This window comes from Streptomyces sp. NPDC048331 (assembly GCF_043201215.1).
Taxonomy (GTDB): Bacteria; Actinomycetota; Actinomycetes; order Streptomycetales; family Streptomycetaceae; genus Streptomyces.
This window is the reverse complement of sequence record NZ_JBICYT010000010.1, coordinates 43,567-70,469: the sequence shown is the minus strand read 5'-3', so window position 1 is coordinate 70,469 and position 26,903 is coordinate 43,567. Positions and strand designations below refer to the sequence as shown.

The 26,903-nt window shown below is 68.1% G+C and carries 29 protein-coding genes; 23 read left to right on the top strand and 6 right to left on the bottom strand.

What is annotated here, in order from left to right:
- The first annotated feature begins 10 nt into the window (after positions 1-10).
- The 4 genes from ACGFYY_RS16760 (at position 11) to ACGFYY_RS16745 (ending at position 4,381) form a co-directional block, all read left to right on the top strand.
- Complete coding sequence (locus ACGFYY_RS16760) at positions 11-925, top strand: DUF2637 domain-containing protein (RefSeq protein WP_393710077.1); 915 nt, start codon at positions 11-13, stop codon at positions 923-925.
- A gap of 472 nt (positions 926-1,397) precedes the next feature.
- On the top strand, positions 1,398-1,949 hold the full coding sequence (gene mobC, locus ACGFYY_RS16755; protein ID WP_393710075.1) for a plasmid mobilization relaxosome protein MobC: 552 nt from the start codon (positions 1,398-1,400) through the stop codon (positions 1,947-1,949).
- A 5-nt stretch (positions 1,950-1,954) separates the two neighbouring features.
- Positions 1,955-3,670 carry a relaxase/mobilization nuclease domain-containing protein gene (locus tag ACGFYY_RS16750; RefSeq protein ID WP_393710073.1) on the top strand — a complete coding sequence of 572 codons (1,716 nt, stop codon included), beginning with the start codon at positions 1,955-1,957 and terminating at the stop codon, positions 3,668-3,670.
- 198 nt (positions 3,671-3,868) lie between these two features.
- Positions 3,869-4,381, top strand: a complete 513-nt coding sequence (locus ACGFYY_RS16745) for a hypothetical protein (RefSeq protein WP_393710071.1) — start codon at positions 3,869-3,871, stop codon at positions 4,379-4,381.
- Positions 4,382-4,392: 11 nt separating this feature from the next.
- Here the strand turns inward: ACGFYY_RS16745 and ACGFYY_RS16740 are convergent, their stop codons facing one another.
- The 3 genes from ACGFYY_RS16740 to ACGFYY_RS16730 are packed head-to-tail and all read right to left on the bottom strand — an operon-like array spanning position 4,393 to position 7,017.
- Positions 4,393-4,821 carry an NUDIX hydrolase gene (locus ACGFYY_RS16740; protein WP_393710069.1) on the bottom strand — a complete coding sequence of 143 codons (429 nt, stop codon included), beginning with the start codon at positions 4,819-4,821 and terminating at the stop codon, positions 4,393-4,395.
- The gene (locus ACGFYY_RS16735; RefSeq protein ID WP_393710067.1) at positions 4,814-5,653 is read right to left on the bottom strand and encodes a DUF1932 domain-containing protein; all 840 of its coding nucleotides are present in this window, start codon (positions 5,651-5,653) and stop codon (positions 4,814-4,816) included. The genes ACGFYY_RS16740 and ACGFYY_RS16735 overlap by 8 nt, the downstream gene beginning before the upstream one ends.
- Positions 5,650-7,017, bottom strand: a complete 1,368-nt coding sequence (locus tag ACGFYY_RS16730; RefSeq protein WP_392577567.1) for a hypothetical protein — start codon at positions 7,015-7,017, stop codon at positions 5,650-5,652. The genes ACGFYY_RS16735 and ACGFYY_RS16730 overlap by 4 nt, the downstream gene beginning before the upstream one ends.
- A 265-nt stretch (positions 7,018-7,282) precedes the next feature.
- On the opposite strand from ACGFYY_RS16730, the gene ACGFYY_RS16725 reads away from it, so the two are divergent.
- From ACGFYY_RS16725 to ACGFYY_RS16665, 13 genes are all read left to right on the top strand, one after another.
- Positions 7,283-7,879 (top strand): ATP-binding protein, encoded by a 597-nt coding sequence (locus tag ACGFYY_RS16725; RefSeq protein ID WP_393710065.1) that lies wholly within the window; start codon positions 7,283-7,285, stop codon positions 7,877-7,879.
- Between the two features lie 152 nt (positions 7,880-8,031).
- Positions 8,032-8,466 carry an NUDIX domain-containing protein gene (locus ACGFYY_RS16720; protein ID WP_030845654.1) on the top strand — a complete coding sequence of 145 codons (435 nt, stop codon included), beginning with the start codon at positions 8,032-8,034 and terminating at the stop codon, positions 8,464-8,466.
- Positions 8,467-8,505: 39 nt separating this feature from the next.
- Positions 8,506-10,392 carry a radical SAM protein gene (locus tag ACGFYY_RS16715; RefSeq protein ID WP_393710062.1) on the top strand — a complete coding sequence of 629 codons (1,887 nt, stop codon included), beginning with the start codon at positions 8,506-8,508 and terminating at the stop codon, positions 10,390-10,392.
- Positions 10,389-11,021: a hypothetical protein gene (locus tag ACGFYY_RS16710; RefSeq protein ID WP_393710060.1), complete on the top strand. Its 633-nt coding sequence runs from the start codon at positions 10,389-10,391 to the stop codon at positions 11,019-11,021. The genes ACGFYY_RS16715 and ACGFYY_RS16710 overlap by 4 nt, the downstream gene beginning before the upstream one ends.
- Entirely contained in the window at positions 11,018-11,752 is a 735-nt protein-coding gene (locus ACGFYY_RS16705; RefSeq protein ID WP_393710058.1) for a hypothetical protein, read from the top strand. The genes ACGFYY_RS16710 and ACGFYY_RS16705 overlap by 4 nt, the downstream gene beginning before the upstream one ends.
- Before the next feature lie 4 nt (positions 11,753-11,756).
- The gene (locus ACGFYY_RS16700; RefSeq protein WP_393710056.1) at positions 11,757-12,404 is read left to right on the top strand and encodes a hypothetical protein; all 648 of its coding nucleotides are present in this window, start codon (positions 11,757-11,759) and stop codon (positions 12,402-12,404) included.
- Positions 12,401-13,267, top strand: a complete 867-nt coding sequence (locus ACGFYY_RS16695) for a protein kinase (RefSeq protein WP_393710054.1) — start codon at positions 12,401-12,403, stop codon at positions 13,265-13,267. Before ACGFYY_RS16700 ends, ACGFYY_RS16695 begins: the two co-directional genes overlap by 4 nt.
- Positions 13,268-13,378: 111 nt before the next feature.
- A complete protein-coding gene (locus tag ACGFYY_RS16690; RefSeq protein ID WP_393710052.1) occupies positions 13,379-13,522 on the top strand; it encodes a hypothetical protein in 144 nt (47 codons plus the stop codon).
- Positions 13,523-13,633: 111 nt separating this feature from the next.
- Positions 13,634-14,545: an aKG-HExxH-type peptide beta-hydroxylase gene (locus ACGFYY_RS16685; RefSeq protein WP_393710050.1), complete on the top strand. Its 912-nt coding sequence runs from the start codon at positions 13,634-13,636 to the stop codon at positions 14,543-14,545.
- Positions 14,542-15,840 (top strand): serine hydrolase domain-containing protein, encoded by a 1,299-nt coding sequence (locus ACGFYY_RS16680; protein ID WP_393710048.1) that lies wholly within the window; start codon positions 14,542-14,544, stop codon positions 15,838-15,840. The genes ACGFYY_RS16685 and ACGFYY_RS16680 overlap by 4 nt, the downstream gene beginning before the upstream one ends.
- Before the next feature lie 447 nt (positions 15,841-16,287).
- Positions 16,288-17,046 carry a creatininase family protein gene (locus ACGFYY_RS16675; RefSeq protein WP_393710046.1) on the top strand — a complete coding sequence of 253 codons (759 nt, stop codon included), beginning with the start codon at positions 16,288-16,290 and terminating at the stop codon, positions 17,044-17,046.
- Positions 17,047-17,509: 463 nt separating this feature from the next.
- Complete coding sequence (locus ACGFYY_RS16670; protein WP_393710044.1) at positions 17,510-17,764, top strand: hypothetical protein; 255 nt, start codon at positions 17,510-17,512, stop codon at positions 17,762-17,764.
- Between the two features lie 128 nt (positions 17,765-17,892).
- Positions 17,893-18,378: an NUDIX domain-containing protein gene (locus ACGFYY_RS16665; RefSeq protein WP_393710042.1), complete on the top strand. Its 486-nt coding sequence runs from the start codon at positions 17,893-17,895 to the stop codon at positions 18,376-18,378.
- Between the two features lie 97 nt (positions 18,379-18,475).
- Here the strand turns inward: ACGFYY_RS16665 and ACGFYY_RS16660 are convergent, their stop codons facing one another.
- Together ACGFYY_RS16660 and ACGFYY_RS16655 are read right to left on the bottom strand one after the other, a co-directional pair.
- Positions 18,476-19,243: a very short patch repair endonuclease gene (locus ACGFYY_RS16660; RefSeq protein ID WP_393710040.1), complete on the bottom strand. Its 768-nt coding sequence runs from the start codon at positions 19,241-19,243 to the stop codon at positions 18,476-18,478.
- Positions 19,240-20,565, bottom strand: coding sequence for a DNA cytosine methyltransferase (locus ACGFYY_RS16655; RefSeq protein WP_393710038.1), 1,326 nt, complete (start codon positions 20,563-20,565; stop codon positions 19,240-19,242). Before ACGFYY_RS16655 ends, ACGFYY_RS16660 begins: the two co-directional genes overlap by 4 nt.
- Before the next feature lie 116 nt (positions 20,566-20,681).
- Between ACGFYY_RS16655 and ACGFYY_RS16650 the strand changes: the two genes are divergently transcribed.
- Complete coding sequence (locus ACGFYY_RS16650) at positions 20,682-21,521, top strand: GIY-YIG nuclease family protein (RefSeq protein WP_393710036.1); 840 nt, start codon at positions 20,682-20,684, stop codon at positions 21,519-21,521.
- 569 nt (positions 21,522-22,090) lie between these two features.
- A complete protein-coding gene (locus ACGFYY_RS16645) occupies positions 22,091-22,726 on the top strand; it encodes an Eco29kI family restriction endonuclease (protein WP_393710034.1) in 636 nt (211 codons plus the stop codon).
- 532 nt (positions 22,727-23,258) lie between these two features.
- Here the strand turns inward: ACGFYY_RS16645 and ACGFYY_RS16640 are convergent.
- A complete protein-coding gene (locus tag ACGFYY_RS16640) occupies positions 23,259-24,212 on the bottom strand; it encodes a LuxR C-terminal-related transcriptional regulator (protein WP_393710033.1) in 954 nt (317 codons plus the stop codon).
- A 423-nt stretch (positions 24,213-24,635) separates the two neighbouring features.
- On the opposite strand from ACGFYY_RS16640, the gene ACGFYY_RS16635 reads away from it, so the two are divergent.
- The 4 genes from ACGFYY_RS16635 to ACGFYY_RS16620 all read left to right on the top strand — a co-directional run bounded on the left by ACGFYY_RS16635 (position 24,636) and on the right by ACGFYY_RS16620 (position 26,789).
- Positions 24,636-24,833: a hypothetical protein gene (locus tag ACGFYY_RS16635; RefSeq protein WP_393710031.1), complete on the top strand. Its 198-nt coding sequence runs from the start codon at positions 24,636-24,638 to the stop codon at positions 24,831-24,833.
- Between the two features lie 10 nt (positions 24,834-24,843).
- Positions 24,844-25,119: a hypothetical protein gene (locus tag ACGFYY_RS16630; protein WP_393710029.1), complete on the top strand. Its 276-nt coding sequence runs from the start codon at positions 24,844-24,846 to the stop codon at positions 25,117-25,119.
- 84 nt (positions 25,120-25,203) lie between these two features.
- A complete protein-coding gene (locus ACGFYY_RS16625; RefSeq protein ID WP_393710027.1) occupies positions 25,204-26,106 on the top strand; it encodes a hypothetical protein in 903 nt (300 codons plus the stop codon).
- Entirely contained in the window at positions 26,040-26,789 is a 750-nt protein-coding gene (locus ACGFYY_RS16620) for a VOC family protein (protein WP_393710025.1), read from the top strand. The genes ACGFYY_RS16625 and ACGFYY_RS16620 overlap by 67 nt, the downstream gene beginning before the upstream one ends.
- Positions 26,790-26,903: the final 114 nt, after the last annotated feature.

Below are 26,903 nucleotides of genomic sequence, written 5' to 3'. Positions count from 1 at the left end.
GTCCGTCGGCATGCGCCAAGCGGCTGCCGCTCAGGCCGCCGAGCGGTACACGCTCGCAGCAGCCGGGATCGTCATCGTCGCCCTCACAGCCGGAGCGTTCTGGCTCTCGTACGCGCACCTCGCCGAGGTCGCCGGACGCCACGGTCTGGGCGCCTCCCCCGTCCGCCAGTGGGCCTGGCCCGCGACCCTGGACGCGTTCATAGTCGCCGGCGAGCTCCTGATGCTCCGCGCCGGATTGCGCCGCGTCACCGACTGGTGGGCGATTGCCCTCACCACCACCGGCTCCCTCGGCTCCATCGCCCTCAACGTCGCGGGCGTCAGCGGCACCAGGGGCGCCGCTGCGGTGCCCCTGCTGGACTACGTGGTCGCCGCCGTACCCCCGGCTGCTGCCCTCCTGGCCTTCGGCGTCCTCATGCGCCAGATCCACGAGCGCGTCGCCGAATCCGCCACCCCACGCCGCGCGGATGACCGTCGCCGCCCAACGGCAGTCTCCGTTCTGCTCCCGGAGGCCGATGCGAGCGCCATCGGCTGCCGTCCCGAACCCATAGGGGACGTGCCAGAGGGAACCGATGACACCGGCGCCGAGACTGCCCCGGAGCCGGAGCCGGAGCCGGAGCCGGAGCCGGAGCCGGAGCCGGAGCCGGAGCCGGAGCCGGAGCCGGAGCCGGAGCCGGACGATGGCCCCCGCAAGGCCGCCGCGCCTGCGGCCGCGTCCCGGAAGGTCGGCCGACCGACAACCGGTGACCTGGACGACTTCCTCGCGATCGTGGAGAGGCTGGAAGGGGAGCCGACGCTGAAGCAGATGCGAGCGGCGATCGAGGGCGAGGGCCACTCGATCAGCAACGAGCGCCTGGGGAAGGTCAAGAAGGAGCTTGCGGGCCTCCGCAAGCAGCAAGCCCTGACCGGAACCACACCCGGACACTGACCGATATTCACCGCAGGCCAACGGCGGTAAAGCCGGACGGGGAGCGTGGCTGCCTGATGGCCACGGTCCCCGGCGGACACCGCAGACTCCGTCCTCTCACCACCAGCTCGGTCCCCAGCCCGCGATCCGTACTCCACGGTCGCCTGCACTGGGAGACAGCCATCCGCCGGATTCCGGGGACCGCCGGCCTTCCGGGCATCGCCCCGCTGACCGCGCGCCGCACCTTGCGTCAACGCCGCTGGTGCCCGCCTGCCGACCTCGCCTGTCCCCGGATTTGCCAGCCACCCCCGCACTGGAGAAGCACCCTGTGACGCTCGACCCGAACGACCTCGACTCCACGCCCTCGCTGGCCTCGAAGTCGCCTAGGCTGACCGACCGTTGGCGACGCGCGTTCGGGATGACGGCCCCTGGCGGAGCCAGTAGTACCCCGAGTCCGACTCAAGGCCGGTCTTCGGGGATCTCCGCCCCGGGGGTGGCGGAGACGGCCCAGCGCCAGGGGATGCCGGACCGTGAGGTCGGGACCGAGGGCGGCCCCGACCAGGACACGCTCCACGCCATCCAGCGTGAGATTCTCCGTAACGAGCGCAGTCACCAGCCCGCCGCTGGCGAGCCGACGGTGCAGAGCGTCCAGCCCACGATCCGCCGCTTCACCGGCAACAAGCGCACCGACCGAGTCGGCCCGCTGCGCTTCACCGACACCGAGCGCGCCCGCCTGGTCGAGGCCGCCGCCGAGCACAACTACAAGGGCGAATCCGGCTTCGCCGCCGACATCGTCCTCGCCTTCATCAACGGGCGGTTCACCGCCAACCTGCCCCTGTCCGAGGACCGGCGCCGCACGCACGTCTTCCGCGCCCAGGTCCTGCGCCAGTGCAACCGCATCGGCGTCAACGTCAACCAGATCGCCCGCGCCCTGAACAGCGATCTCACCCCGCCCGACATACGCCAGCGTCTCGACGAACTCCATGACCTGCTCACGGTGATCGCCGAAGCCCTGCGCGAGCCCGCCCACCCGCAGGAGGCCTGACCACAGTGATCGCAGCCATCAAGCCCTCCGGCGCGAACACCCGCGGCCTGCTCGCCTACCTCTACGGTCCCGGCCGCCACGACGAGCACACCGACCCGCGCATCGTGGCTGGCTTCGCCATGCTCGCCATGCCCGACCCCGGCCGCGACGAGGACGCCACCCTCACCCAGCTCGCCCACTACCTCGACGAACCCGTACGCCTCCGCAACAGCGAGTTCGGCAAGAAGATCACCGACCACGTCTGGCACTGCCCCGTCCGCGCAGCCCCCGAGGACCGTCACCTCTCCGACGCCGAGTGGGGCGAGATCGCCCAGCGCATCGTCGCCGCGGCCGGCATCGCCCCCGAAGGCGACGACCTGGCCTGCCGCTGGATCGCCGTACGCCACGCCGACGACCACATCCACATCCTCGCCACCACCGTCCGAGAGGACGGCCGCCGACCCAAGCTCCACGAAAGCGGCTTCCGCGTAGGCGACGCATGCCGCCAGATAGAGAAGGACTACGGCCTGCGCCGCCTGAAGAAGGGCGACCGCACCGGGACCCGCGCTCCCACCCAGGCGGAGATGCACAAGGCCGAACGGCTCGGGTGGGAGCAGACCAGCCGCGAATGGCTCCAGGACCGTATCCGCGCCGCTATCCCCCACGCCCGCACCGCCGAGGAACTCCTCGCCTACCTCGAAGCCGACGGCATCGCGGTCAAGGCCCGGCGCGGCCCCTCCGGGGACCTCCTCGGCTATGCCGCAGGCTGCCCCGGAGACCTCAACAAGGACGGCGAACAGATCTTCCACCCCGGTGGGAAGATCGCCCCCGACCTCACCCTCCCCAAGCTCCAGGCCCGCCTCGAAGCCGGCCATCCCGAGGAACACCCCACCGCCCGCCGCAACCAGCCCGCCACACCCTGGCACCAGGCCACCGAAGCCCTCGACACCTTCCGTACCGACCTCACCGACGACACCCACGCCCAGGCGCACATCACCGCCCTCGGCGAACTCCTCGAAGCCACCGCCCAGCAAGCCCCCACCCACCTCCGCACCGAACTCCAGGCCGCATCGAAGGCGTTCGCCCGCGCCCAGCGCTCCCAGATCCGCGCGGAAGACCGTGCTGCCCACACCATCCGCCACGCGGCCCGCGACATCGTCCACACCGCCACCGGACCCGACGGCAGCGCCCTCGCCGCCCTGATCGCAGCCCTCCTGTGGGCCGGGATCATCGCCAACCGCTGGCACGAGGCCAAGGGCCACGCCCACCAGGCCGACGCCGCCCGCCAAGCCCTCCACCACCTACAGGCAGCCGCCGAGCAAGCCCTCACACCCACGCTCGTCGTACTCGAACAGCGTCAACCGAAGCAGGAAACCCGCCGCACCCTTGCCCACGACGTACGCGCCGCCGTCCCCGAGCAGGCCGACCGCATCCTCACTGACCCCAGCTGGCCCGCCCTCGCCGCCCTCCTGGCCGACGCGGAGGCCCGAGGCCACCAACCCCACCAGCTCCTGAAGGAGGCCGCAGCCCAGCGCGAACTGGCCACGGCCCGCCAGCCCGCCCGCGTCCTGATCACCCGCCTCCAGCACACCAGCCGTGACCCCGCCCCCAACCGCCGTGCCGACGCGGCCCGTCGACGCTCGACCTCCGTGGGAGCCCAGGCTCCCACTCACACGGCCAGTAGCCGTCAGCCCGCAGCACCTACGCCTCCTGCGAGCCAGCAACTCCGACACCGCCGATAGCCGCGGTCGCAGCCGCCGGGAGCGGCTTCACAGTGCGTACCGGCGGTTCGCGGAGGTACAGCCGATCAGAAGGAGCACCCGATCGGCTTTGACCGAACCCCAGTAGTTGACCGACCAACGCGCTTAAGTCGTGTCATTAGGCGAAAGGGAACATGCTCTTCCCCTGCTCTCCGATCCCCGGCGGTTACGGTGCCGCCCATGCGCGAGGTCGAATACAAGAGGCACGGCGTCCCACTGGAGGACTACCAGCTCACGCGACGCGACCACCGATGGCAGAAGGATCTGGAGGGGATCTGCGACCTTGCCAGACGACAGGTCGATGAACACCTTGCCGAGGTCCGGGAGAGTCCCGAAATGGCGGAGCGCCAGCGGAAGAACCTGGAGCAGGTCTGCAAGCTGATGCTGTCGTTCAAGACACCGGAACACATGATCAGGCGGTGGCGGGTTCGGCTCTACTGCGGGCACATCGTTGAGACCTCTCGTCACTGCGAGAACGCCGAACCCAGCCGCAAGATCTGTTGCCCGGAGTGTGGGAAGAATCCCTCGACGATCGTGGCCTTCGAGCCCCTCGGACTCGCCGGCGAACCACCCACCCCATCTATGGCTGCGCCGCCTGCGCCGACAAGACGCAGTCGGGCTGAGCTAGAACGCCGCGTGGCTGCGCTGGAGAAGGAGATCCAACTCCTGCGGACGGAACCAAGCGGGGGCTGACACGTCTCTGCTCACCCGATCACGGCGTCGAGGTGCTGTTGCACTGGCTCGAAGAAGCCGTACGGGACGTACCGCGGGATCTCCACGAGGGTCACCCAGGCGGCCTCGGCTATCTCGTCAGCGTCCGCGACCTGGGCCGTCCCTCCCTCCACCGCGCACGCCACGTATGACACCAGCCGGCCGGTGACGGGGTGGACGCGCTCACCGAGCGGAGTCACCACGGTCACATGCAGGCCTGTCTCCTCCTTCGTCTCCCGTACAGCGGCAGCTTCCCCGGTCTCGCCGGGCCCGACCTTGCCTGCCGGGAACTGCCAGGACAGTTGTCCCTCCGCCACGCGGCGTCGCACCAGCAGCACCCGCCCCTCGTGGACGACCACGGCAGCGGCGACGGGTTGCTGCTGGACTTCGTCCGGGGAGAGGACTGGTCGCTGCTCACTCACCCTGGCTCCGTAGGTGGGACAAGACGTCGGTGAGCTGCAGGTCGTACCGGTCTTTGTCTCCTTCCCAGCGCGACATCACCGCCACCGCGGCCTCGGCCATGTCTGCTGGCAGACCCGCCGCGCGGAGGGTCTCAGCGATGTCCTCCATCTCCGGAGCCCAGCGCCAGGCGCGTGCGGCAACGCTGGGCAGGTACCCGGGGTCGGAGAGAATGTTGGACGCCATCACCTGCGCCTCGGCCGTGAGCTCGTCGCCGACGCCGTGGGCGTCGGCCAGCGCGTGGGCCACGCCGGCAAGGGTCCGGGCGGCCTTCTGGTAGCTGGCGAACGCCATCTTCAGTGCGGAGGCGGAGCCGACGCTGCCGCTCGCGCGGCGGACGTGCAACGCGGTGTCCTTGAACAGGGGCTCCGTCGTGTCCACGGCCTGGGTTTTGCCGGCCAGGTAGAGACGAGCAGCCCGTTGACCACCGGGCGGGGGACCAAAGATCGCTCCGTCGAGGACCGTGGCGCCCGGCCTGATCTCCTTCGCGATGCGCTGCATGCGCTGGGGGTTGATCGCATTGGCGTCCACGTACACCCCGGCGAAGGCGTGGCCGGCGACCGTGGTCGCCACGTCTTCGGCAGCCTGCGGCGGACAGATCGACAGGACGATCTCGCTGCGCTCCAGCGCCTCGCCGAGCGAGTCACAGGCGGTGGCGCCAGCTTCCCTCGCGCGCCGGTGGGTCGCCTCGCTGCGGCCTTCCGGCAACCACAGCACCTCGTGGCCTGCAGCCACGGCCTGGGCGGCGACCGCCGCGCCCATGGCGCCGGGGTGCAAGAGGGTCACGGTCGTCACTGGCTGCCTCCTGGCGGGAGCTGAGCGGGCATGCGTTCCTGATGAGCAATGATCACCTCACGAAGCCCGATTGCGGCAGGGGATCCGGCCCCGGGGTGCAGCGCGAGCTGACGGCTGAAGTGACCGATCCGGCGGTCAACACTCTCTGTGCGGCGCCGGGCGCTGACCCCGAGGACCGCGTGGATCTGGGTCGCCGCTCCGTCGATGTCCCCTCGGCCCAGCCGAGCCATCGCCAGGTCCATACGGGCCAGGGACATCTCACCGAGTCGCTGCTGCTCCGGAGGCGCGGACTGGAACAGTTCCACCGCTTCGTCGGCGCGAGCCTCGGCGTCGCTGAGGTGCTGCGTGCCCGCCAGCCACAGGTGCGTGCTGCTGGAGTAGAACAGCTGCTTCTCGACGGGGAAGGCCATCATCCCGCCGGGCAGCTCATCGCCTTCGACGAGCTGATCTCGTAGGCGGTCGGCGGCACTGAGGGCCGCCAAGGCATCGCTGGCCCGGTTGAGCTGGCCAAAGGCACGCGCCTTGATGCTCTCCAGCCGGATCTGGGCCGTGCCCGATTCCGGAGTGAACGCGCTTCCCGAGTCGGCGAGGCGTACGGCGTCTACCGGACGCCCATCCCAGTACGCGATAAGCGCCTGGAGCCCGCGCACCCAGGAACGCAGTCCGTTGTGGCCCGCGAGTTCGCCGAACAGGAAGGCGGTGCGGGCCTGTGTCTCGGCCGCGTCATAGCGGCCGAGGTCGAAGCTGGCATTCGCCAGTACGCCGCACAGAACGCCGGCGCCCACGTAGAGATCGGAGGTGTACCGCGGTGGCTGACGTCCTTCGAGGAGTTCGAAGGCGCGGTCACGCAAGGCACGTACCTCGCGAAACAGGGGCCCGACGGGCCGGTTGGGGTACGTCATGACGAGGCGGCGGATGTCAGCTTCCAGCTGCTCCAGCGTGTGCGGTCCCACGTTGCTGCTCTCTGCCCTGGCCGCGAACTGCGCCGACTCGTTCGCCGCCGCCATGACCACGTCTTCAAGGCCGTACTCGGATGGATCCACTGCATTGCGGTCGTCGGCCGCCGGGTGGTGCGGTGAGACACCCGGCTTGGACTCCGCGGGCCCGAGCAGTCGGGCGGCCGGGATGCCCGGGAACATGAACTCGAGGACGCGGCGGCCGACGGTCTGCGGGGTTCGGACCTCTCCGTGCGCGTACCGGAAGAACTGCCGCTTCTCGATCGTCGCCGTCGCGATCGAGGGCGGGCCCTCCAGCTCGGCTAACTGCTTGGCCGCCTGTTCGTACCGCCGCTTGAAGACCTGGTAGTCCTGCCAGCCCCGCTGGTTGATCAGGGTCTGGAAGAGGGTCGGTCCTGATGGCTCCACAGCCGCTCCCTCATGCCGGGGTCCTTGTCCGGCATCCACGCTAGACATCAACAGCCGTCGATCGCAGATCTGTTGTCCAGAAATTCCAGGTGGACGGCGAATAGACATCCGTTAGGCACGAAAGGGCCGCGTTCGGCGTTGCTTAGGGCCTCGTTCAGGCAGGAGCCGCCGGGAACACTTCGTCTTCGCCCCGGCAAGACAGCGGCCCAGCGAGGCCGATCCTCCGCCGTGGTTACGCAAACCAGGCAGCTCAGGAGGCCCGCTCATGGCAGCGCACCACCAGCTCGCGTTCACCGTCGCCCACTCGGCAGCCGACGCCCAGCAGGCACGACACCGCGTCGTCACAGGCATTCGTTGCTGGGGCATACGGCTCGACGAGGAGACGCTGGACGGCATCGAGCTGGCTGCTGGCGAACTGATCGCCAACGCCGTGCGCCACACCGCGTCGGGGCCGGTCACTGTGAGCGTCTGCCAGGAGGGGCCGGTGCTCGTGGTCGAAGTGCACGACGCGGCGAAGGTGCTGCCGCAGCCGGAAGCCTTGAGCTGGAGCGCCGAGTCTGGGCGCGGTCTGTATCTCGTGTCCGTGCTCGCCGACCGGCACGGTGCTGATCTGACGGCGACGGGCAAGCGCTGCTGGGCGGAGTTCGACCTGCCCAGCAGCCCGAGTGGTCAAAGGGCAGATCAGGGCAGCGGACGCGATCAGAGACTGCCCGCCGATCGCGCCGACGAAGTGGCTGATCGCGCGGCGACGAAGGTCCGCACATCGACAGCCGGCTCGACGTCGCACACCCGGACGAGGGCCAAGCGGCGGACCTTGGTCGCGGCAGCCGACAGGACCTGCACGGGTCATCTGATCGACTGAATAACGCTGATTTGACGGCCAGTTGGGGGCCTAGACTCGTGGGCTTCCCCAGGACTCCGGCCGATCACGGTCGACCACGGGAAACGTCGTCCCCGGTCCTCCACTGGGCCGGGCCCACGAATCAGCTCCTGTACCAAGTGGAGGTTTTCGCTATGCCCGAGAAGGTCACGAAGGAAAAGGTCCTCGTCTACGTCGTGCGCGACGGGCGTCTGCTGGTGTTCCGCCACACTGACTACTCCTACGAGGAGGTCGGCATCCAGGTCCCCGCAGGCAGCATCCGCCCCGGTGAGACCCCGGAGGCCGCCGCTCTGCGCGAGGCCCGAGAGGAGACCGGTCTGTCGGACTTCAAGATCGTCCGCAAGCTGGGTGAGGCCGAGTACGACATCAGCCCGTACCGGTTCGAGATCCAGCACCGGCACGTCTTCCACCTGGAGCTCACCGAGCCGACGCCGGAGCGGTGGATGAGCCAGGAGGACCACGACGGCGAGCAGGAGCCGACTCACTTCGAGTGCTTCTGGATCCCGCTGGAGGCCGCGCACATTCTCCAGTCCGGCCAGGGCGCCCTGCTGGGGCGTTTGTCCGACTAGCCAGTCATCCGGTCACGGCAGCATAGGAGGGGGCAGCCGATGAACCTCAGCACAGAACAGCGCCACACGATCGACGGGCTCTACCGGAGCCTGGACGCCGATGACACCGGCACCGCCGTGTCGATCATCGTCAAGACGCGCGGCGAGACGTGCGACATCGACTGCCTCTACTGCTACGAGAAGCGCAAGGAGGCACCTGGGGGTGCCAGGGTCAGCGCCGACCAGATCCGGCGCCTGGCCGACATCTTCAAGGGTCGCAAGCTCGCCGTCGAACTCCACGGCGGCGAGCCCCTGACAGCGGGGCGGGAGCACATCGGCGAGATCCTGGCGGAGCTGGCCGGCATGCCGCAGGTCGTTCGCGTCAGCCTGCAGACCAACGGTGTCCTGCTCGACGCCGACTGGCTCGACATGTTCGACGCCCTTTGCCCGGACCTCCGTATCGGCATCTCCCTCGACGGTGACGCCCAGGGCAACGCCTGGCGTCTCGGCTACGACGGCAAGCCCGTGTATCCGCGCGTCGCTGCCTCCCTGAACCTGCTCGCGGAGCGGGGCCGGAGCGTCGGTGTGATCGCCGCGGTGACCCCAGCGGTGCTGGACCGCGCCGAAGATGTGCTGGACCACATCGCCGGCTTCGGTTCGGTCAACGCGATCAGCTTCGTACCCTGCTTCGACTCCACGATCCGCCGCTCCACGGCCCTGCCGAGCAGGCGCAAGTCGGCCAGCCGACTGCTTCAGCAGGCTGCCGTGAACGCGGCCGATGGCCCGGCCTGGGCGATCCATCCCGACGAGTACGCCCAGTTCTTCCTTGCCGCCACCGCTCACTGGATCACCGCCGGACACTTCGCCCGCGTCAAGCTGGAACCGGCCGTCTCCACGATCCGGCGATTACGGGGTCTGACGACAGGGTTCTGCCACTTCTCCGACCTCAAGTGCGATTACGTCTTCACCCTCTACCCCGATGGCCGCCTCGGGAGCTGCGACGAACTTCCCTGGCCCCAGGCCCGCCTCACCCAGCTGGAGTCCACGGCCGACGAGCACGAGGTGGTCCGCGCCCAGCAGGACTCCCTCCTCCTGGATCAGGGCAAGGCCCTGATGGACAAGTGCACGACCTGCGACTACCGCACCACCTGCGGCGGAGGGTGCATCGCCACCCGCTGGCGCCAGGACCCAGACAACGATCACGACGCGTACTGCGACTACCGCATGCGGATGATCGACGGCGTCGCCGCGCTGCTGGCCCAGCCCGCGCATCCCATCGGCGCTTGGTGCCAGAGCTTGCGCTGGCGCCCGCGCACCCCGAACAGCATGCGCGACGTGAAAGCCTTCCTGACCAGCTGGGACACTCCCAACCTCGTCGCCAGCGAAGTCAGGCTGCACACCAGCGAGCACGGCAACATCAACACCGTGGGCCTCGCCGGTATCCACGAGGCCGACGATTTGACCCCTGCCCACCCGATGTGGCGGGCGGCCATCGAACCCGGCGTCTGGCCGTTGGTCGACACGGTCACCCGAGCCTGGGGCCTCGTCACGTACGACAGCTGCCAGGGTCACCAGTACACCGGCGCGGACCTAGCCCCGACGGGGCTGCGCCTCGGGATCCTCGCCCGCAACCGCCGGGAGTACGCCCGTACCGCCGCGGCTCTATGTCGGGCCGCCACCTTCGCGAGCGCCCTCCTCCCCGCAGGCATCGAGGTCAACGTCGGCCGCTCGGAGCTCACCTGCGAGAACACGGGCACCACCACCCCGGTCCTCGACCTGAGCCTGAACCCCGGCTCAGGTCAGGGGTGGGACGGCTACTTCGCCCGCCTGAACGAAGCCACCGCGGTGTGGGCCGCAGCCCTCGACGCCGAGCGCCCCAAGGCCGAATCTGCGTGCGCCTGCCCGCTGCCGGTGTTGCCGCAAGCCCTCAAGGGGGTGCTGCGATGAAGCCCGGCGACGCGGTTACCATCCACCAGCTTCTGGGCCGCATCGCCTACTTCCACACCCTGTTCATCGAACCCGCCCTCACCTTCAGCGAGCTGCCCCGAGCGGACGAGCCTTGCTGCAACCACAAGGACACCGCGGGATTCGGACAGCCAGACGTCGGTGCCGTGCTGGCCAGTACCGCTTGGCCGGTCCTCGACGAAATCGCAACCACCGTCGGCGCGCACCTCCTCCTCTGCCCGGAATTCGACCACTGGTGCTGCGCGGTCTGCCGCGTCGCAGCCTCCGGCGCCGCCATCGCCCATGCATGGATGGTCACCGAGCACCGCGCGTACGGCCTGCCGCTGCCCGCGGACCCCCTCGTGCGGGCCTGCCGCACCACGGCCGCCAGTCGTCTCGCGCTCGTCTTCACTCAGCAGCACGGGGCCTTGTGCGGCGGCCTGGTCCAGGCCGAGGCACCCGACGTCGGCCTATTGCCCGACAGCAGCGACTTGCCGTTGACCGGAGAGCTCCTCGCCCTGTGGCAGGACCCGCTGGCCGCCACTCGCAGCCCGGTTGTCAGCTGGCTCAACCACTGCACGGACCTGAACGACATCCACCGCGTGCTCCAGCAAGGGGGAACCACGAAGTGATCCACATTGCCGAGACCGTCGGCGTCGGAAGCATCGAGAACTTCCTCAGCAACGCCGAGCGGACCCAGCTCGCCGACCACATGAACGACGTCCTGACCAGCGGCGGCACCAGCCGCTTCGGTGACGAGCGCCGTACGTCCATCCACGAAATCCCCGGCCACAGCCCCGAAGAGGCCATGGCCGTCTACGAGCCGACCGGACGCGTCGAGATCCCCTCGATCCCCGAAGCCGCCGAGAAGCTCCTGGGTGACGCCTTCGAACGCGCTCGCCCGGCGCTCTCCCGCGTCATGCCCTCGATCACTCTGTGCCGCCCGTGGACGTACGTCGAGTACGGCATGGGCCAGCACATCACCAGCCACCTCGACGGCATCGCCCCCGACCCGCTCGCCTGGCCGCGCCAGATCGCCGGCATCAGCGTCGTGATCACCCAGGCCGATGCTGGAGGCGACTTCTACGTCGAGACCGCCTCCAGCGACCGGCTGTGGACCGGCAAGGCCACCGACTCCGCCTCGAACGGCTACGCGGAGGGCATGTGGCTGGCCCACGACGGAGCCGACAACTCCGCGACCTGGTTCCAGCAGATGCCCCGCACCCGCTGGAGCGTCGCACCGGCCCCCGGAACAGCCCTGCTGTACGGCTCCCAGCTCGCGCACGGAACACTCCCGGTCACCGCCGGCCGGGTCGCCAAGTTCATCAGCTGGCTCATCGCCGAACCCAACGCGGCCGGGTGAGCGCGTGCTCCTGGCCTTGGAAGGCATAGCCGGCGCCGGAAAGAGCACCCTCCGCGACCGGCTCCTGGCCACCGCCCACGCAGAACGCATCCCCCTCAGCCACATCGGCCAGTTCTCCTGGCTCTCCCACCCCGCCACCCGCACGCTGATCCGCCTGCGGGCCGGGCACGGCGGCGACGAGCAGGAGGCCAAGGAGGCCGCAGCCCAGGACCTGGCCCTGCACTCCCGCTTCAACATCTCCGTCGCCCTCACCGAGGGCCCGGTCCTCGCCGACCGGCTCACCCTCTCCACCGCCTGCTTGCTCGCCCTGGTCCACCGGCAGCACGTCGACACGTACGTCGAGCGTCTCGCCGAGCAAACCGAGGCCCGTCCGCAGCTGACCGTTCTGCTGACCACCGAGCCCGACATCTGCCACGACCGCATCACTCGACGTGCGACAGAGCGTCGCTTCACCGAACAGCCCGAGGCCGCCGCCCGGCTGGCCGACCTCTACAACGAGGCCGCCGACGCCTGGGCGAAGGCCACCGGCCTGCCCGTACTGAAGCACCCCTGCACGACCCATGCCGACCTCGAAGCTCTGGTGAACGCCTGCATGAAGGACCTCCGCTCGGCCGGCAGCCCCACGGCCACGAACAAGGGAGCGAGCCGATGAACCTGCACCCGATGCATCCCGCAGCCTGGGTCCTCGATCAGCTCCGCACGGACGGCTGGCACATCAGCGACCTCCTCGCGTTCACGCGGGCCAGCACCCTGGCCAGAGCAAGCCGCTTCGGCCAGGAGGACGTCGTAGTCAAGGCGGGGTTCGGCAGCAACCACGTCCTGGCCGAGCTTGACCCAAGCGAGAGGCTCGCCGCGTACGGCTTCTACTGGTACGCGCAGATGACGGAGACCGAACGCGCTCTCACCCGCGAAGACTTTCGCCACGAGGCGGAGCTGACCGCCGCCGCCGGAGGAACCGATCACATCGTCCCGCTGCTGGAACAGGGCAGCTCGGTTCGGTTCGACTGGTACACCATGCCGCACTGCGACGGCGGGAACTTCCGGGCCTTTATGACCTCGTCGAAGGACACCGGCAAGGGCCTCAGCATCCTCGCCGACGTGGCCAGCGGCCTGGTCAACCTGCACCAGCGTGGAATCGTCCACCGCGACGTCTACCAGGAGAACATCCTCATCGACCAGGACCGGGGCCTGATCACTGACCTCGGAGCCGCCCGCCGCCTGTCCAGCCCGCGCGGCCCTGAACACCGCGGTCCCGAGGTCCATTGGCCGCCGGAGTACCTCACCGGCTACCGCGAGGCCACCCCGGCAGCCGACGTGTTCAGCTTCGCCGTCCTCGTCTACCGCTACCTGTGCGCGGACATCCCCCGCCTGGCCGGCCACACGAAGCGCCCCCTCATCCCGGAGCCCCTGCGCGGCGTCGTGACCTCCGCGCTGTCCGACGGCGCGGCCGACCGGCCCGCCATGAACGACCTGCTTATTGCGCTCCGCACCGCGGCCGACCTACACCAGCGCTGACAACGTGAGGGAGCCCTCATGACCAGGGCGAGATCTCCGCCCCTTAGCCGGCACCACAGCACAGCAAGCGGAACGAGCCGAAGCCAACGAGACCGAAAGGCGGAACACCTCATGAACCAGGACCGCATCGCCGACTTCCTCGCCAACGTCGAGGACCTGCGCGGCGAGGACGAGACCGTCCGTACCACCGCCCACACCTCCAGCGTCTCGGCCGAGGGCTGGCCGGCGGCCGAGTCGGAGACCACCACCGCCTGAACACCCGTAGCCACTCGGCGCTCTGAGCGCCGCCGGTGAACACCCCCGGGGCCGGGCCGCCAGCACCTGCGGCCCGGCCCCGGGCCCACCACCGAACAGGAGAGCCGCCTCATGCACACCCTCGCCGACCTCTTCGACCTCCCGCTGATCGACCACCTGCACCACGAGCGCACACAGCGAATTCACACGGTCGTCCGCCCCGGAGCCCAGGCGCCTCAGCCCAGCACCAGCACGGCGGCCAACTACTGCCTGGCCCACCACGCCCTCGAAGGAGCCGAAGCTGCCGCCCGCGCCGGCGACGCCTCGACCTTCGACTGGTACGTCGCCCACCCCGACGCAGGTGCCACCACGGGCTCCGTCCCCACAGCGGTCGGCGCCCGCGTGGTCGTCGCGCCCACACTCGCCGACCTGCCCCGATCCGCGATCTCAGAGACCCCCTACTACGTCTTGGGCCCCGGCACCGAACCCGCCCAGCCCCACCTGTGCAAGCTCGCGGCCGACGCCTACGCCAGCGCCGCAGCTGCGGGCTTCGGTGACCTGCTCGCCGCGCACGCCGTCGTCCTGTGCCTGCTGCGGACGAAGAACCTCGGCGAGACCCTCGACAGCTGGACCATCAGCCGCCTGCCGGGCACGGTCTTCATGGACCACGTCGACGACCCGGTCGTCCTGGCCCGCGACCTCATCCACGAGGCCGGGCACAACTGGCTGAACGACGCCCTCGCGGCAACGGGATGCAAGATCAGCGACGCCGGGCACTTCCACTCCCCGTGGAAACAGACGATGCGGCCGGCGTTCGGCTTCCTCCACGCCTGCTGGGCGTTCCCGCTCACCATGCTGTTCACCGCCCTCGCGCTGAACAGCGCCACGGGAGACCTGCACCGGTTCCTGACCGCCTACCTTGACCAGCAGCGAAGCCTCCTTGTCGGCACCGCGCCCGATCATGCCCGCGCTCTGGAGCTGATCAGCGACGACGGTCTGCGCCGCCGCCTCGCTGCCGCCCATCACCAGGCCCTCGCCCTGTGAACGCGCCCCTCGACGAGCAGCCTGGGCTGTCCCTGCTGGTCCACCGGCCAGGCGAAGAGCCCACCCTTCTCCACACCGGTCTCGCCAGCCTCGAACACGGACTGGCCATCGGACCGGACACCACCTTCAACGTCGGCTCAGTCGCGAAGCAGATCACAGCCCACCTGATCCTGCTCGCTGCGCATGACGATCTCCTGCACCTGGACCAGCGGGCCGCGGACCTGCTGCCCCGCCTCAAGATCTGCGATGTCACGGTCACGGACCTGGTCACCCACCAGTCAGGCATACGCGATGCCGAGTCCCTGCTCTCCCTTGCCGGCTTCCGGGACCTCGACCACTACACGGCCGGCGACCTGCGCACCCTCGCCTACCGCCAGGACCAGCGCGCTGTCCCCGAAGGCCGCTTCCTCTACAGCAACACCAACTACCTCCTCCTGGCAGAGATCCTCGAAACGATCCACCGATCCACGCTGCCCGACCTCGCCCGGCACCGCATTTTCGGCCCGCTCGGAATGCACGCCACCCACTTCAAGGCGGACCCGCGCCAGGTCATCCCCGGAGCCGCATCCGCCTACCAAGCCACCCACCACGGCTGGCGACACACAGAAGTGCCGGTCACCCTGCCCGGTCCCGGAACCCTGTGGACCACCGTCGGCGACCTCGACCGCTGGCTCACCCACCTCCACCAGCGCTGGCAGCACCCCCACCAACTCCCCTGGCAGAAAGCTATTGGCTACGATCCCAGCGACCACGAGCCCTACCTCTACGGCCCGGGGCTCTACGCCGACGCCCGCCCCGGCCGCGACGCTGCCGTCTTCCACTACGGTCACGAACAAGGCTTCTCGGCCGCTGCCCACGTGGAAGCATCAGGGCTACGCGTCATCGCCCTGTCCAACAACGCCGGGCTCGCGGCCGACCGCGTCACCGCCGCCCTCCTCCGGGACCTCCACCAGCAACCGACGCTGGCCCCGAAGGAGGCCCTCGTCTGTGCAGCAGCCCGGGAGCGAACCCCAGGTACTGCCGTACAAGATCAGCCCGCCCCCGACGACCTCGGCCAGCACACAGAGCTCGGCACCTTCACCTGCGACCAGGCCCCCGGCAGTCTTCGCCTCACCCGCGGCTCCGACACCCTCCACCTGTGGCGCCGAGGGACATACGACCGGCTCACCCCCACGGGTTCGGGCAACTACGCAGGCAACGGCTACACCCTCACCGTGCCCAGTGGCACAGGCGAGGTCGACCGCTTCACCCTCGACCTCGACCGTGCCCCCGGACTCACGTACATCCGCCAGTAGCCACCACCGCAAGGCCCCATCTGGATTGCCTGCCCACAACCGGTAGAGACGCGAACCGAACTGGAGACTCCTGATGCTCAACCACCTGGTGATTCCCGGAATCGCGGCGTACGCCCACGAAGGTCTGCCCACGTCCGCCCAAGCCGATGACTCGAACACGTGGGTCGACGGTGTCTGCTGGCTGTACTGCGGCCAACGCCGGACACGCGTCTTATGGATAGGGCCGGCGAGCGTCGCGGGCATGCAGGCCCCAATGTTCGCCTGCAGTCCGTGCATCTCCGAACTCCACGAGCGGGTATGGCAGTCCATCCGTCTCCGAGATACACCTCACCGGAGCAGCACCCATACGCGAAGCGAGATGGATGAGCTTCCCCGCCCCCGCGGAGGCCGCCACCGAGCCCGCACCAGTCCCCAGCGCAGATAGACGAAACACCTGCCCGAACGACGATGGCGGATGATGATGGTCGAGCGATAGCCGACCCGGGGAGTGCCGTGAACCTGCTGCCGACCGCCACCAGCACGGACGTCCAGGAGCAGCAGCCCCACGTCGCCGTGCTCCCGGTCGGCTCTTTCGAGCAGCACGGCCGGTACCTCCCGCTGATCACCGACACGGCGATCGCCTGCATCATCAGCCAGGAGATCGGTGACGCCTACCCGGTCCACCTGCTCCCGCCCATCACCATGTCGTGCAGCCACGAGCACGCCGCCTTCGCCGGCACGGTCAGCATCAGCGCGAAGACCCTCTACGCCGTGATCGACGACATCCGCGCGTCCCTCGCCCGCTCCGGCATCCACAAGCTGGTGATCGTCAACGGCCACGGCGGGAACTACGTCCTGTCCAACGTCGTCCAGGAGGCCAACGTCGACGGGCCCGCGGTCTCCCTGTTCCCCCTCGGAGCCGACTGGGACCGAGCCCGCGACCACGCCGACCTCGTCTCGGACCGCCACGCCGACATGCACGCCGGCGAGATCGAGACGTCCATCCTTCTTCACGCGGCGCCCGAGCTGGTGCGGGACGGGTTCGCCGATGCCGACCATGACGGCGGCAGCCGTCCCTTCCTGCTGGTCCAGGGCATGAGTGCGTACACCGAAGCCGGTGTGATCGGCTTCCCATCCCATGCGACCGCGGCCAAGGGCAAGGTCGTACTGGCCAGCCTGGCCGAGAGCTTCGCGGGTCACCTGGAGATCCTCGGCCTCAGTAACTGAAGCCAGCCAACACCTGTAATCGAAGGGTCCCGCTTTGACTCCCGCGCCACAGAGCTTCCCGGTTGGCTCGATCGTCCTGTACCTGGGGAACCGCGCCAATGTCACCGGTCACGCGGCCGACGGCAACGTCGAGATACGCATGCTCAGCACCGGAAGCGAGCTATCCGTCCCTCCGGACAGACTGACCTCCCTGACGCCACCTGCTGCTGCGCGGCCACCACTCTCGCGGGCCGGCCTGTTCGCCGGTGCCGGACTCATAGCCGTCACCGCCTTGGCATTCCTTCTTGACTCCGGTGGCCACGACCCGGACGAGGCCGCTTCGGCGACTCCGCAGGTGTCGGCGGCACCTTCAGCACCGAGCAGCCCCTCGGCGTTTTCACCATCAACTGCGGCGACGCCACAGGCCTATGGCACACCCACCCCCCGCGTGGCTCCCAGCTACGGTGCGGGAGTCCCCCCTTGGGTGAAGCGCGTCCAGGACGTGAAGGCGGCCCACATCCTGCCCGGCAATCCTGATGAAGAAGACCCGGCCGACCGCAGGGACTCAGTTGTGATCGAGTACACGAGTGGCGACGCCGGTCAGCGTTGCTCCGCGATGCGGGCACTGGCCGGGCCCGAGCACGGTGTCATCGCTTACACCCCGACCGGGATGGCGGTGGACTCGAACGACTGCCTCAGCGTGAAGCTCGGTGCACCCGGATTGACCACGCCTCCGTAACCTCAGCTCTGATCTCATTCGGCTCCCGGAACGGTCCGGCAGAGGCCACGCACCAGCTCGGCCTGCCCATGCCGTGGCTGACCTGGCCCGTAGGGTGGGCCTCGTCGCTGGTAGCTAGAGTCCGACCGGTGAGCGAGAACGAGCACGAAGCGAAGATGGCCCGCCCCCGCATGGCAGCCGGCGCTCTCTTCTTCGACGAAGAAGATCGAGTCCTCCTCGTCGAGCCGTCCTACAAGGACTACCGCGACATCCCCGGGGGCTACGTCGAGGAGGGGGAGTCGCCTCGGCAAGCCTGCGTACGTGAGGTCCAGGAGGAACTCGGCATCGCGCCGCACATCGGCCGCCTGCTCGTCGTCGACTGGGCACCGAACCCCGGAGAAGGAGACAAGGTCCTCTACCTCTTCGACGGCGGTCGACTGCGCGCTGGCGACCGCCGTCAGATCGCACTGCAGGCGGACGAGCTCCGCGCCTACGACTTCCACGACGCCGACCAGGTGCCGGACCTCACAATCGCCCGCCTCGCGCGCCGCATCTCCGCCGGCATCAACGCCCGGGCAAACGGCCTGACTGCTTACTTGGAGCACGGAGAGTCGCCAGAAGCGGTGCCTGACTAATCAGCACCGCCGATGCCCTGGACGGCCGGTGGCAGCTTGTCGACGATCACCAGGTCGTACGGCCACGAGCGTGTCGGCTTCGACAGCACCGTAAGTATCAGCGTCGTACGACCTCCGAGATTCGTGCACAAGCGGCTTCAGGATCTTCGTGCTCCCAAACACGTATGACGGTCCACCCCGCTTCACGCAGCAGGCGATCAGTCTCGGCGTCGCGGGCACGGTTGCCTTCGATCTTGCTGTGCCAGAAACCGGCGTTCTTGGTTGACTCCCGAAGATGCTCGGGGCATCCATGCCAGTAGCAACCGTCGACGAAGACGGCGACCTTCTGCTTGGAGAAGAGCACGTCGGCGGTGCGCCGTAGCTGGGGCAAGGGGCGCGATGCCACGCGGTAGCGGAGCCCCTGCTTATGCAGCAACGACCGCAGCCGAAGTTCCGGCTTGGTGTCCTTGTTCCGGTTGCCCCGCATTGAGGCGCGTACAGCGGCAGAGGACGCCCATGAGCCCTCCACCGGAGGCTCTTCGGCGAGAAGGCCCTTCTCCCAAGCCAGCTTCCATCCCGCGACGAGATTCGCGGCCCGTCTGTCGTGATCCACCTGCCCGAGGTATCGGGCAGGGGACTTTCCGGCGTTGGACCAGCGAAGATAGGCGCGGATGCGGCGTGTGTCCGGAAGTACCTTCAGCTCCACCGAGGCTCGGGCGAGTCGGCCGTTACCGAGATCTACCGAACGCCGATGGCGACCGCCAGCCGCGCGATCCTGTTCAGCCGCGAGAGCGTCCCGGCTTCTGCCGGGCCGCCCTTTCCACGCTCGGTCGGGCGGCGAGTCACGTTTCCAGCCGCGCTGTGCCCTGCTGGCGGGCTCGGTCACTTCTGACGCTCCTCCGCCTCGTCCAGGACCGCGGCGACAGCCTTGGCGAAGACCTCACCAAGGACGACCGGGACGGCGTTGCCCAGCTGCCGCATCTTCTCTCCGCGCGGGCCCATGAGCTCCCAGGTGTCGGGGAAAGTCATGACGCGAGCGGTCTCTCGGACTGTCATATACCGGTGTGCGTACCTGACGCCGCCCTCAGCGGTCTCGTCTTCCACCAAGTCGTCAAGCAGCATGACCGACTCGCCACCCGGTACTCCATGCACGCCGGCCTTGACCGTCTTCGCAGGGCGGTCGAGCTCGTTCGGCGTGTGACCGTCATAGATACGGGCTCCGGGCCAGCCGATGTGCTCCGTGAATCCGCCAAGCAGGTGCTCGGTGCGATCGAGATCCTCGACCTCAGGCAGGGGCTTGTTCTCGCCGATGCCCGCGATCGCGTCCCGGAGGGTGTACCAGGGCAAACGTCCGTCGTCCTCGGGCATGTCCTTCGGGAGGCGGGCCATGACCCGCTCGCGCACGTGGTCCGGAACGGCGCGCTTCGGGTCGGCTGAGTGCCGAACCCAGTAGCTGTCGTTCTTCATGGACCGGATGAGAGCCTTGTCGGAGTGTGTCGGCTGCACGAGCTTTTCGAAGAGCTTCGTGTCGACGGCCAAGTCGCGGCGGAACGCGACAAGGATCACGCGGTTTCTGATTTGAGGCACCCCGTAGTCCGCCGCGTTCACCTCCATCATGACGACCTCGTACCGCTTCGTCAGGTCGTCCGGCTCCGCCTTCAGGCGCTCCAGCAGGTACTCGTCGTGCTGCTGCCAGTCGGTACCTTCGACGCGTTCCTCGAACGGGAGCTTCAACTCGCGCTGGATGTAGTCGAAGTAGGGCTTGAAGGACGGCCTGAGCAAGCCTCGAACGTTCTCGCAGATAACGGCCTTCGGCTGGATCTCGCGAATGGCCCTGAACATCTGTGGGAACATGTTCCGCTTGTCCTCGTCGCCCTTGGCGACGCCGCCGAGACTGAACGGCTGGCAAGGAGGGCCACCGGCGAGTACATCGACCTTGCCGGCCAGGTAGCTCAAATCAAGCTGCTGAACATCGCCGGCCACGAGGGGGACCTTCTCGTGGGGTCCGGGGGCTTGGGTGGGCTTCTGATCCTCCGGGAGTCGGTCGGCCCCGTTGGCCTCAAGCGTCTCGCAGGCCCGCTTGGCGAACTCGTTGAAGAGCAGGGGGCGGAAACCCGCGCGGTGTACGGCCATGGCTAGGCCGCCGGCGCCGGCGAAGAGTTCGACACCCGTGCGATCTTTCTTGGATCCTTCTTGCAGCTCAGCCATTCCAAAAGCATACCGCGGAGTTGGCGATCTTCAAGCCATTTTGAGACGAAGATTCGTCCGCGTCCGCAGGCCGCCGATAGGGTTTCTGAGATCACGTCGACCAAGGGAGTGGGCGAATGGCGCCGGTAGTGGGGTCCGACGATGGGACGCGGTACCACAAGGACTTCACCCTGAGCATCACCAAGGCGCTCGGCGACCAGCTGGCGGACGCGCTCGACGGGATGGGCAGGGTTCCCCTCCACGAGGAGAACATCGCCCGGCTCAAGGAGAAGCCCGGGGTCTACCAGCTCTACCTGAACGACGAGTTCGTTTACGTCGGGAAGGCCGACAAGTCGTTGCCGGCCCGCCTGCGCAACCACCTGAGCAAGATCTCTGGGCGCCGAAGGATCTCGCTGGACGAAGTGGCCTTCTCCTGTCTGTACGTGGCGGAGGACTTCTCCGCTCTGGCCCCGGAACGGTTGCTCATCAGCCACCACAAGGAGATGGGCAACATCCCTTGGAACAACAACGGCTTCGGCAACAAGGACCCCGGGCGTCAGCGGGACAGCACTGTCCTCAAGCAGAACCATTTCGATGTCGAGTTCCCCATCGACCTCGACCGGCCGGTCGAGGGCCTGACGCCAGGCGAGATCACGCTGCAGGAACTCTTGGACAAGGCCAAGGCCGGCCTCCCGTACAACTTCCGGTACGGGAAGTCCGCAGCGTTCAAGACCCGCCGCGTCCACGTCCCCGCCGCGGAGATGACAGCGGACCAGGTCTTCCGGCTGATCGCCGTTGAGATACCAGACAAGTGGCAGGTCGCGGCGCTCATGGGCTACGTGATCATGTACGACGACAGCCCCACGACTTATAAGAGTGCCTGGCGCTATTACCGCGACGGCCAGTCGATCGACGCAATGCCCGAAGCGGAGCCTGCAGGGGACATCGAGGACGATGAGTCCGGAGCGGACGACTGATCGACTGGGGTAATTGACGCGCCCGCTATGGGCGTCAAGGTGTGGCCGGAATGCCGTTCTGTGGTGGTGGAATTCGCCTTCGAACTGCAGACGTAGACACGCTCGGGGGCTCGAATTGGGGTGAGGCTGGAAGGGTATATCCCTCAACCTCGCGATCAAGCAGCCCACACGCGAAGCAGAGGGAGCGCGGGGTTCCCGCACAACTGGGCACACCTTCGTCCCGAAATCCAGTTGCGTAGCGATTGGGGCACGCGTCCGCGGACGGAGCCCGCCTTCAGCCTGTCGAATCTCCGTGCCCCGTTACGTGGCCGGCAGGGAGCTCCAGGCGCGGATCCAGGGCTCATCCGCCAGCTAGTAGGCGCCCGGTCGGGCCCCGCACGCCCCAAGCCTTGCTGGATGCGCCGGAAGAACTCGGCCCTGCGGGTGGCGGTCCTGGGTGAACCTCATCTGTGGTGAGCGTGGTTCACGCCTGGACAAGTGATCTCGGGCTCGGTAGATGATCTGTCAGGCCCCGTCACTATGATCTTCGGACCACGGTCAACGCATGACCTGACTAGCTGGGAGAGCCTGTGACGACGCCCTACGAGCCCAACTACTTCGATCCCCTGTCGACTGATCGGCTGACTAACATCATCTGTGAGGTCTTCGAGCACCAGCCCCTCGTGCCCATGACGCTTGAGATGGAGAAATTCGGCGGTTCTGGGCTTTACGCGATCTATTACCGCGGGGCTTCGATTGAACTCTATGCACCGCTCAAGAACTATGAGATGCCGGTATATGTGGGTCAAGCGGTCTCGAATAACAGCACTACGGGCAAAGGTGTGAAGTCCCGAACTCCGCTGCATGGGAGAATGTCGCAGCATCGGCGCTCTGTCAGCGATGCTGGACTCCCTCTTAGTGAGTTCTTCTTCCGCGCCTTGCGTATGCCTGATGTGCACGCCAACCTTGGTGAGAAGGGATTGATTCGCGGCTATCGGCCGGCGTGGAACGCGATCCTCAGCGGCTTCGGCAGCAATGAACAGGGGAGTGCGACTCGGGCTAGTGCCAAGAGTAAATGGGACACGATTCACGATGGTAGAAAGCGCACCTACGGTAGTGAGCCACACGATCGGGCAAAGCTCGTGACGGAGGTCGAGCAGCACATCCTCGAACGTATCGCCGCCTACGACGACCTCCCGTGGCGTCGTGCCGGCACCAACGTGTAGCGACATCGGGTGTCACTCACTCTTGCGAAGCGCCACCAATCTTCGGGTAGCGGCGACGTCCCAGCGGAAGCTGATCTCGGGGCTTTGGTGAAGCCGCAGTCGACGTCGATCTTTGGGTCAGCCTGGTAGTGTGCCGACAGCGCGGAGCGCCCTTCTCCATTCAGTCCCGTGCGTGAGCGCTGCGTGAGCGGACGGGGTGGCACGGGATGGATTGGGTGGCACACGGGGGCCGGGCCGCACCTCACTGACCTGGGTAAACAGGATTTGGTGGCACGGCTCGGCATCACCCGAGATGATCTTGTGGGGCCTCGTAATGCGTAGGTCTCGGGTTCGAATCCCGAAGGCGGCTCCAGAGAAGCCCCAGGACTCACTCGCCGTGACCTGGGGTTTTTCTTATGCCCTCATGCGATGGGGGCGGAACGCGATGATCTTCGCACCGCCCCTGCGTGCCCATGGCGTGCCCGTCCGTGTGCCCGGGGCCCGGCGGGGCCCTGGACACCTCGGCGCTCGCGGGTTGGGCCTCGGGTCGGCGTCAGAGCCAGCCGCGTTCGGCCGAGCGGAGGCCGGCGGCGAAGCGGCTGCGGGCGTCGAGGCGCTCCATCAGGTCGGCCATCATGCGGCGGACCGTGCGCAGGGAGAGGCCGAGCTTCACGCTCGCGGCGGCGTCGGTGAGTCCTTCGGCCAGGAGGCGCAGGAGTTCCTGCTCCTGGCGGCTCAGGCCCTGCTCGTCGCGTTCGGGGCTGGCTCCCAGGGGGGCGGCGCCGGCCCATACCTGTTCGAAGAGCGCGACCAGTCCGGCGACGGCGCCGATCCCGCTGAGCTGGACCGCACCCTTGCGGGAGTTTCCGGGGTCCACCGGGACCAGGGCCACGCGACGGTCGATCAGCAGCATCCGCAGCGGCAGGGCCGGGACGGTTCGTACCTGACCACCGCACTCGGTCAGCCACCGCGCGTACTCCGCCGTCACGGAGTCGTTGCGCACGCTGTCGAGGTAGACGGTCCGCATCATGACGCCGCGTGACATGACGTCGCGGTCCAGCGGCTTGCTGGCTTCCAGGCTCAACGCCGACTGCGCGCCACCGGGGTTGAAGGTCAGGCATTCGGAAGTGGCCTCGCGGGCCAGGTCCTTGATGCGTTCCTGAACGGCCTCGACGCCGATCAGGTGCTCGGCATGCTGTTGGCGGCCTGCGTACAGGTCGGCGTACTCGTCGAGGACGCAGGTGATGGCGGCCTGGCACCGCTCGAACTCCTCCTGCTGGCGCTGCAGTTCGAAGCGCTGCCGTTGCAGGAGCGTCTGCAGGCCGACCTTCGGGTCCAGGGGCACCATTTCGCCGGGGACGGTCGAGTGGGTCAGCAGCTTCAAGTCGGCCAGATGGTCGAGAGCCTTGCGCAACTCGACCTCGGAGAGGCCGACTTGCTCGGCGAGCTCGGCCACGCCCCAGCGGTGATTGGTCAGCATGAGGCGGTAGATCGCCTCCGTACGCATATCAAGCCCCAACACCTCGAGCATGGCTCGCCCTACCCCCCCTTTGCACTGGCCTGAAGTCACCGCCCGCGCCATCATTCCTACCCTTCGCAATGCAGCAACCAAGATCAAGTAAACCGTAGGCCAAGAAATCGTGCTTTTACGGGCAACGTGAGTATGTAAATATAACAAATGCCTACAAAATGGACATTAATCGGAGGGTGCGGCGGGGCGAATATCTCGCTGATTCAAGCTTCAAGGATTTTGATTTGGCACTGAGGTGCCACGCGGCTTTTGCTGCCAGGCTTACCCCCTTCCCGTCGCAAAGCGACTCGCGCAGACTTGTGATCATCGGGGGCCGATGTTCGCCGACCACGCAGACCACAGGCTCTGATTCCAGCGCCTCGCGTGCTGACACTTCGCTACAACCAACGGGGTACCACCATGTCTTCTTCCATTTCCTTTTGGCGTGCCGCGGCGGCGTGCATTTGTCTCGCTGCCGGCATCACCGCCGCCGTTTCTCCGGCTGCCACCGCGGACGCGGTGACCGCCGGAGAAACGGCAGCGGCGGTGCGGGTCCACCCGTCGAATCTCAACTGGGATTTCGCTCCGGCCTACCACGCGAATCTCAACTGGGACTGAGGTCACCGGCGTGCAGATGACCGAAGTGACCTTGGTCGCCGTCGACGCCGACGCCCGACCCGAACTCGACCCGGAGCTGCTCGCGGCTTGGCTCACAGGGACGTCCGCTCCGGCCGACCGTCCCGAGCACATCACCGTCCGAAGCTCTCCCGGCCGCGTTGAGCTGGTGTTCTTCCACACGACGGAGAGTCCGTGCGCCGCCTCGTCGGCTGCTACGGAGATCTGCCGACGGGCGATGGAGGCTGCTCGGCAGCTGGGCGGCTGGGCATTGGTGCCGGAGCTGTGAGACCGCCGTGTGTCTTCGCCGTGGTGCCGGTCACCGTGACCGCCACCGTCCGCCGCTGAACCGGAAGGAACCGTCAACTCCGACATGGATTCCCTCTGTCTTGAGTTCTTCGGTGCCGAGATCTCCGTCTCCACCACCACCGGCGACGTATCCGATCTGGAATTCCTTTTCGGTCCGCACGTCGTGCCCGACTCCCGAGCCGCAGACCGACTCCAGGTCGAGTTCGGATATCCGAACCCGGGTGATCCTGGATCCGGTGACGCCTGGGCGGAGCTGGTGGTCCGGCGTGACAATGGGCCACCGTTGCTGCGCCGGGCATTCCGTGGCTGGAGCAATGTTCCGCCGCCGGTGCCGCCGTTTTCCGTACTCCGTGAACGGTTCTCGTTGGTCCAGGCGGTGGTGCTCGCCAAAGGGTCGACGACCATCGCATTGATCGGTAGCCCGCACTCCGACCGGGAGGGCGTGGCCCTCGCGCTGGCCCAGCGCTCGTGGCGAATGGTTTCCGGCCAACTGCTCATCACCGACCGCACCGACGGAAACGTCATGCCGTACCACGTTCCGTTGGAATTCCGCGGCGCCACGGCCGTCGGTGTACGCGCCGCCGGGCTCGCTCCGGGCACCTGGAGATCACGTACCTCGCCCCTCACGGGCGACGTGCTGATGGTCCGCCCGGAGGCCCTCGGCGACATCGTGCCCGTCCGGGCGCGGCTCGGGCCGCCGCAACTCTTCCGGCTGTGCCGGAGCGGCAACGAGGGTGCCAGGTTGGAGTCGTGGGACTTTCCCACGCAGACCTGGCCGCCCGAGGCCGCCCCGGAGATCGCGGACGCACCTTCGTTCCGGCTGGAGCTACCGGAGTCCGGCGGCGCCGAGGAAGCCGCCGGACTCATCGATCACCGCATGACCTCGGAAAGGCGAGAGCTGTGCCCAGACGTACCAGTTATCAGCCGGGCGTCCCCTGTTGGGTCGACTGCATCACTCCTGATCTGACGGGCGCCCAACGCTTCTACGGCGACCTCTTCGGCTGGGAGTTCGTCGACGAGGACGGCGACTACCGGTTGGTCACCCTCGACGGGGAGCTGATCGGAGGCCTGGGGACGGCACCCCCCGGCCGTTGGGGCGGGGCCGCCTGGAACGTCTACCTGGCCACCAAGGACGCCGACCGGACACGGGCGGACGTCGAGGACGGGGGCGGCACCGTCGTGATGGGACCCGTCCCGGCCGGTGAGGACGGACGGCTGTTCCTGGCGGTCGATCCGCAAGGAGCGCCGGTCGGCTTCTGGGAAGGGCATCACGCCCAGGGCGTCGTCCTCGCGGACGAGGTCGGGGCCGTGTGCGGCCACGACCTCGTGGTGCCCCGGGCCGATGCCGCCGAGCGCTTCTACGGGGGCCTGTTCGGATTCCGTACCGGCCGACACCCGGCGGGCGCTGCGGACGGCGAGGGCCCGGTCACCCTCGATCTGCACGGCACCGCCCGGGCCGGGCTCGTCGAAGACCCCGCCGCGCGACCGGGGTGGATCCCCTACATCGGTGTGGACGACCTGGTCACGGCTGAGGCCGACGCGCTCGCCGCGGGGGCGCGGCCGATGGGGCGGTCGACGGAGAGCCGGACGGTGCTGCGCGACCCCTGGGGGGCCGTCTTCGGCATCACCAGGCCCTCCTCGGAGTTCTGAACGGTCTGCGACACCACCCGGGCCGGCGGCCCGGATCTACGGGAAAGCGGGGGGGGGGGGGGGGGGGGGGGGGGGGCGGGGCGGGGGGCGGGCGGGGGGGGGGGGGGGGGGGGC